19 protein-coding genes are annotated in these 13,952 nt (G+C 45.0%); 6 read left to right on the top strand and 13 right to left on the bottom strand.

Going from position 1 to position 13,952, the window contains the following annotated elements:
• Positions 1-76 precede the first annotated feature (76 nt).
• The gene (locus tag HBNXNv_RS01230; protein WP_347721020.1) at positions 77-871 is read right to left on the bottom strand and encodes a DsbA family protein; all 795 of its coding nucleotides are present in this window, start codon (positions 869-871) and stop codon (positions 77-79) included.
• Between the two features lie 44 nt (positions 872-915).
• Entirely contained in the window at positions 916-1,521 is a 606-nt protein-coding gene (locus HBNXNv_RS01225; protein ID WP_347721019.1) for a DUF305 domain-containing protein, read from the bottom strand.
• 64 nt (positions 1,522-1,585) lie between these two features.
• Between HBNXNv_RS01225 and HBNXNv_RS01220 the strand changes: the two genes are divergently transcribed.
• The 4 genes from HBNXNv_RS01220 (at position 1,586) to HBNXNv_RS01205 (ending at position 4,825) form a co-directional block, all read left to right on the top strand.
• The gene (locus HBNXNv_RS01220) at positions 1,586-1,981 is read left to right on the top strand and encodes a PadR family transcriptional regulator (RefSeq protein WP_347721018.1); all 396 of its coding nucleotides are present in this window, start codon (positions 1,586-1,588) and stop codon (positions 1,979-1,981) included.
• A gap of 29 nt (positions 1,982-2,010) precedes the next feature.
• Entirely contained in the window at positions 2,011-2,166 is a 156-nt protein-coding gene (locus HBNXNv_RS01215; RefSeq protein WP_347721017.1) for a hypothetical protein, read from the top strand.
• A 66-nt stretch (positions 2,167-2,232) separates the two neighbouring features.
• A complete protein-coding gene (locus HBNXNv_RS01210) occupies positions 2,233-2,514 on the top strand; it encodes an ArsR/SmtB family transcription factor (protein ID WP_347721016.1) in 282 nt (93 codons plus the stop codon).
• The gene (locus HBNXNv_RS01205; RefSeq protein WP_347721015.1) at positions 2,507-4,825 is read left to right on the top strand and encodes a heavy metal translocating P-type ATPase; all 2,319 of its coding nucleotides are present in this window, start codon (positions 2,507-2,509) and stop codon (positions 4,823-4,825) included. The genes HBNXNv_RS01210 and HBNXNv_RS01205 overlap by 8 nt, the downstream gene beginning before the upstream one ends.
• 208 nt (positions 4,826-5,033) lie before the next feature.
• Here the strand turns inward: HBNXNv_RS01205 and HBNXNv_RS01200 are convergent, their stop codons facing one another.
• The 10 genes from HBNXNv_RS01200 to HBNXNv_RS01155 all read right to left on the bottom strand — a co-directional run bounded on the left by HBNXNv_RS01200 (position 5,034) and on the right by HBNXNv_RS01155 (position 12,965).
• Positions 5,034-5,546 (bottom strand): hypothetical protein, encoded by a 513-nt coding sequence (locus HBNXNv_RS01200; RefSeq protein ID WP_347721014.1) that lies wholly within the window; start codon positions 5,544-5,546, stop codon positions 5,034-5,036.
• Positions 5,547-5,561: 15 nt separating this feature from the next.
• Positions 5,562-6,689 (bottom strand): DUF3105 domain-containing protein, encoded by a 1,128-nt coding sequence (locus HBNXNv_RS01195; protein WP_347721013.1) that lies wholly within the window; start codon positions 6,687-6,689, stop codon positions 5,562-5,564.
• 4 nt (positions 6,690-6,693) lie between these two features.
• Positions 6,694-8,154, bottom strand: a complete 1,461-nt coding sequence (gene merA, locus HBNXNv_RS01190; protein WP_347721012.1) for a mercury(II) reductase — start codon at positions 8,152-8,154, stop codon at positions 6,694-6,696.
• Complete coding sequence (locus HBNXNv_RS01185; RefSeq protein ID WP_347721011.1) at positions 8,154-8,480, bottom strand: ArsR/SmtB family transcription factor; 327 nt, start codon at positions 8,478-8,480, stop codon at positions 8,154-8,156. The genes merA and HBNXNv_RS01185 overlap by 1 nt, the downstream gene beginning before the upstream one ends.
• Before the next feature lie 308 nt (positions 8,481-8,788).
• A complete protein-coding gene (locus HBNXNv_RS01180) occupies positions 8,789-9,652 on the bottom strand; it encodes a DUF63 family protein (protein ID WP_347721010.1) in 864 nt (287 codons plus the stop codon).
• A complete protein-coding gene (locus HBNXNv_RS01175; protein WP_347721009.1) occupies positions 9,649-10,260 on the bottom strand; it encodes a hypothetical protein in 612 nt (203 codons plus the stop codon). Before HBNXNv_RS01175 ends, HBNXNv_RS01180 begins: the two co-directional genes overlap by 4 nt.
• A 13-nt stretch (positions 10,261-10,273) precedes the next feature.
• Entirely contained in the window at positions 10,274-10,861 is a 588-nt protein-coding gene (locus HBNXNv_RS01170; protein WP_347721008.1) for a C2H2-type zinc finger protein, read from the bottom strand.
• Between the two features lie 6 nt (positions 10,862-10,867).
• Positions 10,868-11,965, bottom strand: coding sequence for a thioredoxin domain-containing protein (locus HBNXNv_RS01165; RefSeq protein WP_347721007.1), 1,098 nt, complete (start codon positions 11,963-11,965; stop codon positions 10,868-10,870).
• Positions 11,962-12,381 carry a DoxX family membrane protein gene (locus HBNXNv_RS01160; protein WP_347721006.1) on the bottom strand — a complete coding sequence of 140 codons (420 nt, stop codon included), beginning with the start codon at positions 12,379-12,381 and terminating at the stop codon, positions 11,962-11,964. Before HBNXNv_RS01160 ends, HBNXNv_RS01165 begins: the two co-directional genes overlap by 4 nt.
• Positions 12,382-12,458: 77 nt before the next feature.
• The gene (locus tag HBNXNv_RS01155) at positions 12,459-12,965 is read right to left on the bottom strand and encodes a hypothetical protein (RefSeq protein WP_347721005.1); all 507 of its coding nucleotides are present in this window, start codon (positions 12,963-12,965) and stop codon (positions 12,459-12,461) included.
• Between the two features lie 101 nt (positions 12,966-13,066).
• Here HBNXNv_RS01155 and HBNXNv_RS01150 point away from each other — a divergent pair, with 101 nt between their 5' ends.
• Together HBNXNv_RS01150 and HBNXNv_RS01145 are read left to right on the top strand one after the other, a co-directional pair.
• Positions 13,067-13,372 (top strand): hypothetical protein, encoded by a 306-nt coding sequence (locus tag HBNXNv_RS01150; protein WP_347721004.1) that lies wholly within the window; start codon positions 13,067-13,069, stop codon positions 13,370-13,372.
• Positions 13,373-13,376: 4 nt separating this feature from the next.
• A complete protein-coding gene (locus tag HBNXNv_RS01145; protein WP_347721003.1) occupies positions 13,377-13,640 on the top strand; it encodes a winged helix-turn-helix domain-containing protein in 264 nt (87 codons plus the stop codon).
• A 153-nt stretch (positions 13,641-13,793) separates the two neighbouring features.
• On the opposite strand, the gene HBNXNv_RS01140 is transcribed toward HBNXNv_RS01145, so the two are convergent.
• Positions 13,794-13,934, bottom strand: coding sequence for a hypothetical protein (locus tag HBNXNv_RS01140; protein WP_347721002.1), 141 nt, complete (start codon positions 13,932-13,934; stop codon positions 13,794-13,796).
• Positions 13,935-13,952 lie beyond the last annotated feature (18 nt).

The raw sequence follows: 13,952 nt of genomic DNA, 5'->3' as shown, positions 1-13,952 counted from the left end.
TGGTTATTCATCACAAGTCTTTATATCAGTATGTGATAGGTGAGTGTAAAAATAAAAAATAGGTGTCTCCTAGAGGCTAGTTCTCTAGGAGTTTGTTGATCTCGGATTCGAAGCTGCTGTAGGGTTGTGCGCCTGTCATCTGCTTGGCTTCATCAGATCCTGTCCTGAAGATCAGGAATCCTGGTGTACCGGAAATCCCTCTCTGTTTACCTTCCTGAATGTCCTGGTTTATTTCTTCTTCACTAATCTCTTTCATCTTCTCACGAAGCTGTTCTGCGTCAATCCCATCAACTTCTTGAGTTGTAGAGATTATGTCTTCTGTTACATTCTTGGAGTTTCTCTTTCTCTCAGGCTGGTTTTCTGAGATCGTGTCCGACCAGGTCCAGAATACTTCTGGATTGTCTTCTCCGACTAGCTGCCATGCGGCTTGCGAGGCTTTTGCCAGTGTTACAGAGTTTTCTCCCATCGTGATGAAATCTTTTTTCACTACTCGGACATCTCCCTGGCTTACATAGTTTTCTCTGATCTGTGGGAATGTGTTCTGGGCGAAACGCCGACAGTACATACAGTTCAGGTCGCTGAACCATACAAGGGTAACTTCTGCATCCTCGCTACCTAATACCGGATCATCCTCCCATGTCAAGTCGGCAACAGAGACAGTGTTTCCTCCATCCTTGCTGTCCTGCTGTGTGTCGCCTGTTGTTGGGCTGGGCGAAGGATTATCTGTAGAAGTGGATTCCATTGTCTGTGGGCTTTTTTGAAGAGTTAATGCTCCTGCACCTCCGACAACTATTCCTAGAAGGATTCCGGCTATGAAGCTTACTGCTACCGCATTTTTTATCGAGAGATCGAATGAAATTTTATCGTTCATATCAAACACTTACATATCACATGTTGATATGTTGTTTTTAAGGTTTACTCAGTCCAGTTACTTCTCCACTCCTTCATCTTCTCAATCTCCTCCGTCTGAGCCCTAACCATTCCTTTCTCCATTTCTATAAGTTCAGGGTTCCTGCCTCTCTGAATAAAGCTCTGCGCCATCTGGATACCGCCTCTATGATGTGTAATCATTAATTCTGAGAACAATCGGTCAAACTCTCTACCGCTACTGTTTTCCAGTCTCTGCATCTGTTCCTGTGATGCCATTCCAGCCATTCGATGCCCGTTTCTAGGCCTCTGGTAGCCGAGTTCTCTCAGCCATTCCGCCATCTGTTCATTCTCTGCTCTCTGAGCCTTGGAAATATTTCTTGAAAGTTCGAGAATATTCTCGTTATCTGTTCTATTAGGTGCTAGCTCCGCCATTTCGATAGCCTGATCATGGTGGATGATCATCATGTTCATGAACATAACATCGGCTCGGTTGAATTCAGATGAGCTTACAGATTTGTTGTCATCATAGGTATTGTTGGCGACAAATAATCCGAGAAAAACTAGTATTCCGAACGCGATCAGAATTTTTGTTCTATTAGCCGATATCCAAGAGAGAATTTTATTCCTAAGATTTGAGTTTTTCTGATCCATAGCAACAGGTATGTCATATAATGATATAAAATTGTGTTGAGATTATCTAAATGTGAACTCGAAAATGGAAGAAATCGATTTATCAAATGTAAACCGGCTCTACACAGTCTTACTACTCGAATCAGGAGAAAAACACGGCTATCAGCTAATCAAAGACATAGAAAGAATTACGGGCAAGAAACCGACAACCTCCCACATCTACCCTTTTCTGGAAAAACTAACGGAGAAGGGAGTCGCTACGATGGAAGAGAAAGGAGATCGGGGCAAGAAGGTCTACCAGTTGACAGAAGATGGAGAAGACTTGGTGAGGGAACAGCTGGATGCATTCGGAGAAATTCTTAACGCCGCAATCCAGGGCGAGATAGAAGAATGTGAGAACTGTGGTTGTGAGATCTACAGCGGCGGCCACGAAGAAAACGGGAAAATATACTGCTGTAAGCACTGTGCGGCCTCAGAATGAAATAAAACCGGGAAATCAAAGACTAAATTATGAGCCTTGTTTTCCAGATTCCTTCGGTTTTCCACGGCGGAGACGACCTTAATCACGCTCTCGCCGAACTTTCATGGAAAGAGATGGCAATAATGACTGCAATACTGTTTGGAATTACAGCCCTGATTATCATTATTGCTTTATTGGTCGAGTAACTGCCTGACTCGGGTTTTATTTCGCAAAATTAATTTTTTAAATATTTGAATAAATGTTCAAATGTTATGTATCGGGAAGGTCTTGAAGAAACCGCAGAAATATTTCAGGCACTATCCAGCGAGAACAGGCTGAAAATACTGCTCAGTCTTTCGGAAGGAGAAAAATGTGTCCACGAGTTGACGGAACAGTTGGAGATGACCAACTCCAACATCTCCCATCACTTGAGAAAACTGAATGACAGGAGAATCGTGGAAAAGAGGAAGGACGGGAAGCACCGATACTACAGTATGAACGACAAACACATCGAAGAGATAATCGAGTCAGGTGTAGATCACGCAAATGAGTGACGAACACGACAAAAGTCATGATGAGGACTTGAAAGAAGATGAGGCCGAGTTCATGGTTCCTGAGATGGACTGTGCATCTTGTGCCGCCAAGATAGAAAATTCACTTGACAATATTGAGGGTATAAACGAATATAGCGCTTTAACAACCGTTGGAAAAGTCACAGTTAACTACAATTCTTCAAAGATTTCCGAATTTGAACTAATTGATGCTATAGAAAGCGTAGGCTACAGTGTGAAGAATAAAGATAATGAAGGAGCAGGACATAACCAAAGTAACGGCGGAGACATAGAAGAAGAAGGTAGAAAAAGCGTCTGGAAAAGCAGTAGAGCTATCAAGACATGGATAGCAGGGATCTTCCTTGGCGCAGGCCTCTTATTCAAGTTCGGGGTGTTACAGGACTTCCAGATAGCCCAATTTCTGGGCAGAGAGTTCTTCATCGCCGAGATACTTTTCCTGGCCGGGATCGCTTCAGGAAGCCCTGTAATATTGCGTAACGGTTATTATTCGGCGAAAAAACTGAACCTAGACATAGATTTCTTGATGAGCACGGCAATCCTCAGCGCCGTTTCAGCCAGCTTTGCGTTCGGAGCCGAACTCTACTTCGAGGCCGCAACCCTGGTGTTCCTGTTCAATGTAGCCGAGTTACTGGAGACTTACTCTATGGATAAGGCTCGGAACTCGCTCCGCGAACTGATGAATCTCTCACCCGACACCGCCACAGTGAAGAGAGATGGAGAAGAAACAGAGATACCCGTTGAACAGGTAAAAATCGGAGACATCGTCATAACTAGACCTGGCGAGAAAATCCCAATGGACGGAGAAGTTATCGACGGCGAAAGCGCTGTCAACCAGGCACCGATCACCGGAGAATCGATGCCAGTGGACAAGAAACAAGGCGACGAAGTCTACGCAGGGACGATCAACGAGGAAGGATACCTTGAGATAGAAGTGACTAAGGACTCGTCAGACAACACATTATCGAAGATCGTTCAGATGGTTGAGGATGCGGAGTCAAGCCAGACCAAGAGAGAACAGTTCGTGGAACGGTTCTCCGAATACTACACACCATTCATGGTAACGCTCGCAGTTTTAACAGCTACTGTACCGCCCCTACTCCTCGGTATGTCGTGGACAACATGGTTCCTAGCCGGTATCACGATGCTCGTGCTAGCATGTCCATGCGCCTTCGTAATATCGACACCTGTAACAGTCGTATCCGGTATCACAAGCGCAGCGAAAAACGGTGTGCTGATCAAAGGTGGAAAACACCTAGAAGCCACAGGAGAAATCGAGGCAATCGCCTTCGACAAAACAGGCACCCTCACAAAAGGAGAGCTTGCCGTCACCGATATAGTACCAGTAAACGGCAAGAACGAAGAAGATGTCCTGAAATGCGCCCGAGGACTCGAAACTCGGAGCGAACACCCTCTTGGAGACGCCATCATCAAGGCAGCACAGTCCAGAGGTATTGAACCAGAGAACATCCAGAATTTCGAAAGCATCACAGGCAAAGGAGTAAAAGCAAAACTAGCTGGAAAAGAACACTACGCCGGTAAACCCGATCTTTTCAGCGAAAAAGGATTCAACCTCAAACATGTGCACACAGCCATGACCTCTGGAGAAATCAGCTCCAAAAGCCGAGAGCTATGCGAAAGAAACGACTGCATGGATCTACTCGATGAAAAAGTACCTGAACTCCAGAGCCAGGGCAAAACCGTTATCGTAGTAGGAAACGAAGATCGTGTAGAAGGATTAATAGCGGTTGCCGACAAAGTACGGGAAGAAGCAGCAGAAACAATCGAAAGACTTCACGAACAGGGCATCAAAACCATGATGCTTACAGGCGACAACGAGAGAACAGGAAAAGCGATCGCTGAGCAAGTAGGTGTCGGAGAGTACCACGCAGAGCTTCTACCCGAACAAAAAGTGGAGAAGATACAGTCACTGGTGGAAAAGTATGACGGCGTTGCGATGGTTGGCGATGGCGTGAACGATGCACCCGCACTCGCAACAGCAACTGTAGGAGTCGCAATGGGCGCGGCAGGAACAGACACCGCACTGGAGACAGCAGATGTCGCACTCATGGGCGATGACCTCTCGAAAATACCGTACCTCTACAAACTCTCCCATACCGCAAACGGCGTGATACGACAGAACATCTACTCAAGCCTACTCGTCAAACTTCTCCTCGCAATTGGAGTTCCACTACAGATTGTTACAGTTGCAATAGCAGTTCTCATAGGAGATGCAGGAATGACAGTAGGCGTAACAGGCAACGCAATGAGACTTTCACGAATCGAGGCCGAATAAAGACATGAATCCTGTTCTATCATTCCTCTGGAAATACATCGCAGGACCTATAATAGCAAATGTATAGAAAATTGGAGACAGCAGAGACTAAGAAGACCAACAACAGAGGGTAGCGGACAATAAAAATAGGTAGGATTGCTACCAGCCTTTCCCTCCTTATTTTTTCTCTGCTAAGAGCGCTCTCAATATAGAGCTTCTGAAAAGCTGCTTAATTAATACATTTTCTCACTGTTTTCGAGTTTTCCAGTACGGAGTAGCCAAGTATCAGTGTTGCTCCAAGAAGAATTTCTGTCTCATAAACTGCGATCAAGCCCTGAAGATATCCTATATTAATCGCTAGAGGTGTCAGGCTTGCCACGACCGCTCCCAGTGCGGGTAGTAGTGGAGAACAGCAAAGTAATGGAGGCAGTATACTCCCTGCTATACCTGATGAAGTTTCAAGCTCTGTTCCAAGTGAAAGTGTGGAGGAGTAGGCTATGAAAGATGCTATAAGACCGGTCTCAACAGACATCACAAATGAAAACACGGCTAACTCAGGCGTCAAATACTGGAGCGAAATCCATCCAACTATTCCTCCTGTGTAGGTGGCGGGAAGCGTGAAAATGTAGAGAGTAAAGAATAGGGTGAAAACACCGAGAAAGATGCCCTGATACTTTCTCTCCGTAAGAACCGTCTTTACCGACCTGCTGAAATCCGAAAATCCTTCTTTTATCCGATTCATTCTTTCTTGGCCTCGTTAGTTGGGTAGTTTGGCAAATGGTTCTGGAGATTTGTTGATGTAGGCCTTGATGTATTTCACGACTTTTTGCTTGTCGTAGCTGTTAAGCTCCATCAGTCTTCCCCAGGAGGCTACCGCTATCTTGGCGTTGTTCTCTGGACGCTTTGTCACTATAACGGCTTTAGGATAGTTCTGTGCCAGTTGTTCTAACTGTTTCCTGGTTTCTGAAGTGATGTTGTTGTAGCTTATCCAGATTTGTCCGTGTTCGATGTTGTGGACAAGTCTTTCGTCAGGCAGTTTCTTGCTGTAGAACCCTGTTTCTGCTGGTCTCTGGTAGTGAGGTCCTGATGTTGGAGGATTGGAGTTGTAGTTGTTGACCTGTTCGCCTGTTGAAATGTGGTTTCTGCCCATTATTTCTACTTCTTTTCCGAGGCTGATTTCTTCTGTGTTGTTGAAGTTTTTCTGGGCGAACCTTGTTATCTGGTTGATTCGTGCTGCTGGTGCTGCTGTCTTGGCGTAAATCTCTCCGTTAGGTTTTACCAGCCAGATTATATCAGGAGTGTTCTGAGGGTTATAGATGTTGGTTAGTTCCTGTGAAGCCTTTCCCCAGACCCAGTTCTCTTTGTTCAGGGTTTCTGGTGCGTATTTATCGGCGAACTGCTGTGTTGATGGTCCTGAGTATCCTGCGTTTCCTTTCGTTTTCAAGGCGATTATCTTCATATCCTTGAGTTGTTCGTTTCGGGCTTGGAGGACTTGTGCTCCTTTGTAACAGCTTGGACACCAGGTTGCGTAAAGCCATATCATTCTTTTCTCTCCGCTGTATTTGGAGAGCTTGAATTCTTCGCCGTTGACTGTAGTGAACGAAGAATCAGGTGCTTGGCTGCCTATCTCAGCAGTATGTGAATGACTGTATCCATCACCAGCAGATGTGTTTGAAGGACTCAGGGCGTAGTATCCTCCTACTGTAAGACCTACGAGGAGTATGCCTATTATTGCTAAGCCTGTGTAGTTCGAGGTCATTATCCTTTCCTTCAGACCTTTATCGTCTTCTTTCTCTTTGCTGTGGTCATAATCTTCTTGGTGTTGTTCGAGTGCTTTTTCTGAGTCGAATGTCTTACCGCATTTCTCGCATTTGTGCTCTGTCATACTATCACTCCACGCAGCAGGCCATTTCGTCGAGGTCGGCGTCGAAGCTCTGTGCTGCTTTTTTCACGACTTCGCTTAGAGTTGGGAAGATATGGGTTGTGTCTCTGATTTCGTCTATAGTCATCTGGTTTTTGACTGCGTAGGTTGCTGTGGTAATTATATCGGCTGACATCGGTCCTACTATATGGAATCCGAGGACTTCTTCTGTTTCGTGGTCGATAACCATCCGAGCAATTCCCCTGGTGTCTTTGATAGCCTCCGCCTTCTCCACCTGGTCCATCCTTACAGCAGAACATAGACAGGTATCATACTCCTCCATATATTCCTGCTCGGTCATACCTACTGAGGCAACTTGTGGAGATGTAAAAACGGCGTGAGGTATTTCATCGTAATTAATCTCCTTCACTGCACTCGGCGAACTTTCATGTTCGCTCGATCGAGCGGAATCCTCTGATTCCGTCGAGTCTTCGAACATATTCTGGGCTGCGAAACTTCCTTGCTTGGCTGCTACAGTCTCCAGAGGAAGTTCTCCTGTTACATCGCCTGCAGCATAGATATGGTTCTGAGAGGTCTCCATCCGATTGTTTATCTCTACGAAACCTCTGTCATCTGTTTCTATTCCTGCTTCTTCCGTGTTCAGGTCGTCTGTGTTTGGGTCGATGCCTGTTGCTAAAAAGATTTCGTCTGCTTTGAAGACCTGTTTTTCGCCATCTATCTCTGCTTCTATGATTTTCTGTCCGTTTTCTTCTTGGACTTTTTGTGTTTCTGCTGAGGAGTGCATTTCTATTCCTTCGTTGCTGAGATGTTTCTCTATCTCCTCAGAGATTAGCGGGTCTTCTCTTTGGAGGAATCTGTCGTTTCTTTCGAGAACTACTACTTCTATGTCGAAGTGGTGGAATATCTGGCTCCATTCGAGTCCAAGCGGTCCGCCACCAATAACAACCACTCTCTCGGGCTGGTAGTCAAGCTCTAGGACTGATTCGTTCGTGAGATAATCCACTTCTTCTATGCCATCGATCGGTGGTTCAAATGTGGATGCTCCTGTGGCTATCAGGAATCGGTCTGCGGAGTATTTTTCGCCGTTTACTTCTACTGTATTCTCATCTTTGAACTTGGCTCTGCCATCTACAAGGTCTACATAGTCTTGTTTATCGATTACTTTCTCGTAGTTTCCTTCCCTGAATCCGTCAACCATTTCGTTGGTTTCTTCGATTGCTTCTACGAGGTCTGCGTTTCCTTCGAGGTTGATAGCTCGGAAATCTGAGTTTTTCGGGTAGTAGTTTTCCTCTCCTTGATGTAGTAGCGTCTTTGAGGGGACGCAGCCGACATTTACGCAGGTTCCCCCGAGAGGAAGATCGTGGGGGTCGTTTATCATCAAAGTTTGTTTTTCGAGTTGGTTGGCTTTGTTGGCGGCTGCAAAGGCTGCTGCACCGCCACCTACTATGATTAGGTCGTAGTCAGTCATCATTGTTCTCCTCGTTCGTCTTTGAGTATTTCACAGGTATAGATGCCGTTTTCATGGTTCTCGATGTGTTCTTCTACGCCTGAGAAAAGTTTTTCCACCGCTTCTGAATTGATAGTATAGATTCTTTTGTTGCCGTCAACTTTTCTCTGGACAAATCCGCAGTTCCTGAGGCATCGAAGGTGATGTGAGACCGAGCTTTGTTCAACGGCAGCTATTTCTGATATTTCGGATACTGTTCTGTCCTGTTCTCTGAGTATGTCGAGTATTTTCAGTCTGTTTTCGCTGGCTAATGCGTTGAAAAATTTGCTATATGAATTATAATCCATATGAATAACTTTTCATTTAGGATTTTTAAATCATCAGGACCGGCACTAGTATCTCCGAACCGGACAAGAAAATACCTTATATATTTTTCAAAAAACCCCCACTCAGGTTTTTTAACTTGGATTTTCCTAGGAATTTGATTTCCTGGTTTTCCAGATCATCAAAGCGGTGAAACCTATTACAAAGGCGGAATGTATGTCTGGCTTCCAGTCATCGAAAAACAGAACTATAACTGCTATAGTTGAACCTAGGGCAAGGTAGAACTGGTAGTTCTTCAGGTCCGAAAATTTATGGAGGTGTCTGTCTTTGATCATATTCCTGCCACTAATCTCAGGAGGACTCTGAGCCCTGTTGCCAGGCCGACAACTGTTAACGCAAGTACAAGTATGGCTTCAGTTATTTCATCGTCTTCCATATCCTGCATTATGTATAGGACAGCAGCCAATAATCCGGTCTTAACTACCAGTATTCCTGGTGCTCCGAATAGCTGGGTGGAGAACTGAGCCAGCAACTGTTTCTGCACATACCCTTGAGAAACACTTACCATGCTTACTGCTCCGCCGAAGAACTGGCTGAAAGCAATAAGGTAGTAAGGAGCTTCCCCGAATCCCGTATCTCTGAAAAGCCAGTAAAATCCAGCGGTCAACACTCCTGGAATAAGCAAGGATATTAGGAGTAGGCTCCAGTTGATTCCGAACTGGAACAACAGGTAGAAAGTGTAGAAAGCTACGGGCGTCAGGAACAGTGTTCCGATCTCGGCCAGAACTCTTTCACGGCTTTTGCCGTACTTTTCTGAGATCTTGATCGCTCCTACAAACGATGCCAAGTATATTCCGGCTATCACGAAGTAGATTATCGGGGTTATCAGGAAAGGCCTGAGGAAGAATACAAGAACCCCGGCGTCTTCGATAAATCGGAGCATCCCGCCAATCAGGATGAAAGGTACCGAGGCTACAACTGTTTCCGGAGTGAAACTGATATCCCTCCGGTCGAATTCCCTGTAAATAAAGTAGCCGAAGAACGCTGCAAGTACCGCCCATGTTACGGTGTTGAAAAGGTTGTAGCCAGTTTGAGCGGTCACTCCGTTCCATACAGCGGTTTCGGCGTTTTTTGCATCTGCTATTATAGGTCCTGCGATGTATTTCCAGAGGAAGTTGAGAAGTTTCTCTATCATTCTAACCTGATTACTATGTTATCGCCATCCCTAGGGATGTAAGTCAGCGGATTTTCAAGTTCCTGGCCATTCGCCTTAACTGTGAGTTCAGCCGGTTCTCCGTTGCAGCTGGTTTGACCCATCACTGAATTATTTTCCAGTTGGCCGCCCAAACTATCTACAATCCCATCTAAAGTTGCCTGTTCCTCGCTTGTTCTCACTCCTTCAAGATGGAACTGGCTCTGACCGTGTGTATGTGCTCTAGTAGGTCCTCCTCGGAGGATCTGGTTTTCTCCGCAGACTGTGAGTTGGTAATTTGCGTGCCAGTGAATAGGAGTTCCTATTCCTTTATCGGCATCTTTCTCAGGCTGTAGAGAATCAGCGTATTGGGAAACCTGGTAGCCTCCGAAAACCAGGCCAGCTAGCAATACTAGACCAATCCCGCTGTAGATTATCTTCCTATTCCGTTTCTGTTTCGCCGTCTTATCCTTCTCTCTCAACTTGCTTAATTCTCTCTTTTTCCCATCTCTGTCATGGCTAGACATTTCTCCCTCGTGTTCTTTCAATTCGTGCTGAAGCTTTCTCCTCTTTTTATCGAATTCTTTATCACAGTATTTGCATTCTTCCATGTTTTGTTCTCCTCTATGTTGAAGTGAATCTTCCTACCATGCCTCTTTCGGCATGACCTGGTAGCGTGCATTCAAACGCTATAGGTGTTTCCCCGTCTTTTGAAGCGTTGAAGGTGAATGCTTCAGATTGGCCTGGCGGGATGACACTTGTCCCCTTCCCGATACCGGTCAGTCTGAGATTGTGACTAACACCTCCCTGATTGGTAAACCTCACTCTTATCTTGCCTGTATCGTTTATCCGGCTCGTGGAAGGATTGAAGTAGAAATCTCCTCCGGTTATACTGACAGTCTGGCCTACATCTTCAGGTATGGATTCTTGACTGGAGCCGCCAGAAGGAAGTGCGTTTAAGCCCAGTCCCAGCGCGATTACAAGGCCTATCAGAGCTAGTCCTCCTAAAACATAATGGTCAGCGAAGATGTGTCTTCGTACCGGACCCCAATGCGTTTTCTTGTGCTCACTGTATTTTTCCTTGGATCTGAATTTTTCACCGCATTTCGAGCATTCCTTCAGCTTGCTGTGATCGTAGTCCTGTTTATGCTGCTCCAACGCCTCCTCGGAACTGAAGCCTCTATCGCACTTGTCACATTCAAATTCCCCCACGATCTCTCAACCTGTCTTTAGCTGTCCTTTCATCCCGTTCGCTGCGTGACCTGGGAGGCTGCATTCGAAGCTTATAGGGAAGGTTCCTGATTTTGGTGCTGTAAATGTGAAGGAGTCTGTTTGACCTGGCTGTATAACTTTTGAACCTGTTCCAAGGCTTGGAATCTTCATGTCGTGGGGAATACTGCCTGTGTTGCTAAATTCTATTTCCACAGTCTGGCCTTTTCCGACTTTTATTGTGGAAGGTGAGAAACTGTACTCTGTCCCTGAGACTTGTATGGTCTTGTCAACCTGTTCGTTTTCTCCTGTTGTCTCGGTTCCTGGATCAGAGTTTTGAACTTGGCTGATAACTGATTCAAACCGGCTGAATGGCTGTGCACCGGTAATCTGCTGTCCAGAGTTTGAACCTGTCTTGTATATTACGAATCCTGGTGTTCCTGTGACTCCTACAGACTGTCCTTCACTTTTGTCTTTATCCATTTCGTCTTGGAACTTCTGCTGGTTGTTCTCCATGCAGCTTGAAAGTTGGTCTGCATTTACTCCTGAAACTTGTTGCGTCATCGAAGTTATGTCCTGCTTGTTACCCCAGCCGCTGTTTTCTCCGTCTTGGTTGTCGAACATCGAGGCGTGCCAGTTCCAGAAGGCATCAGGGTTAGAATTTCCGACCTGTTTCCAGACGCATTCAGAGGCTATTCCAGCGGTTTTTGAATCCGGACCGAGGAACTGGAAGTCTTTGAATACGAACCTTACTTTTCCTTCTGAAATGTAGTTGTTTTTCAGCTGAGGGAATGTCCTCTGCTCGAATCGTTTACAGAAAGGACACTGGTAGTCTCCCCAGTAAGCGATCGTGACCGGTGCATCCTCCTGACCGATCACAGGCTCCCCTTCTGTTTCGAAGCTAATATCTACTTCTGAATCAGCCTGACCGGTAGGCCGCGGAGAAGGATTATTATTTTCCTGTGAAGGCTGTTGTGCAACATTTTCGGCTCCTGAAAGCTGAGTTGATGTAACTAATCCTGCCAGGAAGCCGGTTAAGATTCCAAGTATGAATACTCCAATTATCGCATGTCTTACATCAAGATTAATCTGTATTTCTTCGGTCATTTTTTCTCCCTCCGGACTGCCTGTAAAGTTACTCCTGTTGAAAGCAGTAGCAGTCCTAAGTCCCTGATTATTATATCGAGATATCCTGTTCCTGCCAGTCCAAGGTTCACTATAATCCCCGCTAAAGACAGTGTGACGACCCCTGCCGCTGCTGTAGTGTATTTGTCGAGTAGAATACTGGTGCCGAAAATGATTTCAAAAACACCGTTGATCTGCATGAAAACTGAGTTCTGGAGATCTATCTGATTCAATAAGTCGGCGAATGTTGGAGCTATGTAGCTGGACCAGACTACAGGATCGACCAGTTTATGGATTCCAGATAGAAGTATCATTAGGCCTAATCCTGTCCGGAAAACGGTGTAGGGGTCTAGCGGATACTGTGCTAAGAAGTCCTGAAAATCGCGGTATAAACTCACTGTGTAACCTATGGAACTTTGTCTTTTTTATAAGTTACAATAGGGTTACATTACCTATTTTTGTGAAAATTCCTAACTCAGTCTATCGAGCATTTTTCGGGATTGCCGATACTTGATATTGCTACCGCCATCAGAGCGATGCTCCCGACTTTCAGACCGTTTCCCTGGAAAGGTAATGCTGAGGCTATGCCTAGAAGTCCAAAGAAACCTAGAATTCCTGCTCCGCAACCTGCACATCCTCCGGCCAAGAAGGCTGGGAACATTCCTCCGCTTTTCTTGATATTAGATATGCCATTGATTTTTAGAGATTGGTAAAGGTTTACTAAAAGAACACCTGAAAACACTGAGTAAACTACAGAGAGAAAAATTCCGGCGTATCCAGCGGTATTGAAGACATTCCAGTTGAGAGCTAAGAAAGCCTCATCCAAATACAGGATGCTTGCATTTAACATCTCCAGTGAATAATTTGGAAAACTACTCAAGGTAAGAACCAGATAAAACATACTTGAGACAGCGATTACTGCTACTGCAGCCCAAAAAGAGTCGAAAGAAGACTTAAATCCGCTGATCAGACCTCTATGCATGTAAATTATCTGAAGTTTCCAGAGATTAAAAGGTTACATTAGGGTTTCATTAGGTATGCATACAGGTAACTTTATTGTAGATAACCTCTCAAAATAGGATTATGGTAGATACTGTCAGCCTTGTTCTGGTGATTCTTTCCTCAGTTCTATTCGGAATAGCTGTGTATTATACATACCGACTCTCGGAAGAAACCAATAGAGGAAAGTACTGGGTATTCTTCCTACTTGCCGCTATAGGTCTTGGAATGCACGAATGGCTGAAAGTCCTCCAAGTATTTCTTAGAATTCCAGAGCCGATTTACAATCTTCTTCTTGAATTAGGTGTGGTCGCTGGAGCTGCAAGCCTGAGCTATGCTTCTTATGGCCTCTACACATCGATGAAGAAGATCAGGGAAAAGGTGGAATAAAGGTATGGATGAATCCGTACTTTTCTACTTTTCAAAAGGCGCAGACACACGCAGAGAGATAATCCAGATAGTAAAGGAAAAACAGGAGGACGGAATATATCTAAGTGAAATAGCAGATAAACTTGACATGAGCCATGTTGCCGCAAGAAAACATATCGAACTACTTCGAGAAGAAGACTACCTAGAACACATCAACCCAGAAGGAAAGCCAAAATACCTGAGACTTACAAAAAATGGGGAAAGAATATTGGATGAATTCGATGGGTAGAATATCCCTTTAAATCATTATACTGTACAATTTTCTTAGTCTTACAGGTTATGGCTAAAATAGGAAAAAATTAAGTGATTTTCGTGGCTATATCTGCACTCCTCCCATCATGCCGTCTTGCATTCCTTGTTCCATTCCGGATCGATTCATTCTCTACTGCATTTGCTGCATCTGTTGCATATGCTCCTGCATCATCGACTGATTCATCTGTCCTTGCTGAGGCTGGACCATAGCCATAGAAGTAAATCCAAGGCTCAAGAGGACTGCCAGACCGAAAGCTAATTTTTTGCTCATAGTTCTTCTCCTCTGCCG

Origin of the sequence: Candidatus Nanohalovita haloferacivicina, from assembly GCF_029232205.1 — an archaeon.
GTDB classification, from domain to species: domain Archaea; phylum Nanohalarchaeota; class Nanosalinia; order Nanosalinales; family Nanosalinaceae; genus Nanohalovita; species Nanohalovita haloferacivicina.
Note: the sequence above shows the minus strand (reverse complement) of the source record. Positions and strands in the feature narration are given on the sequence as shown.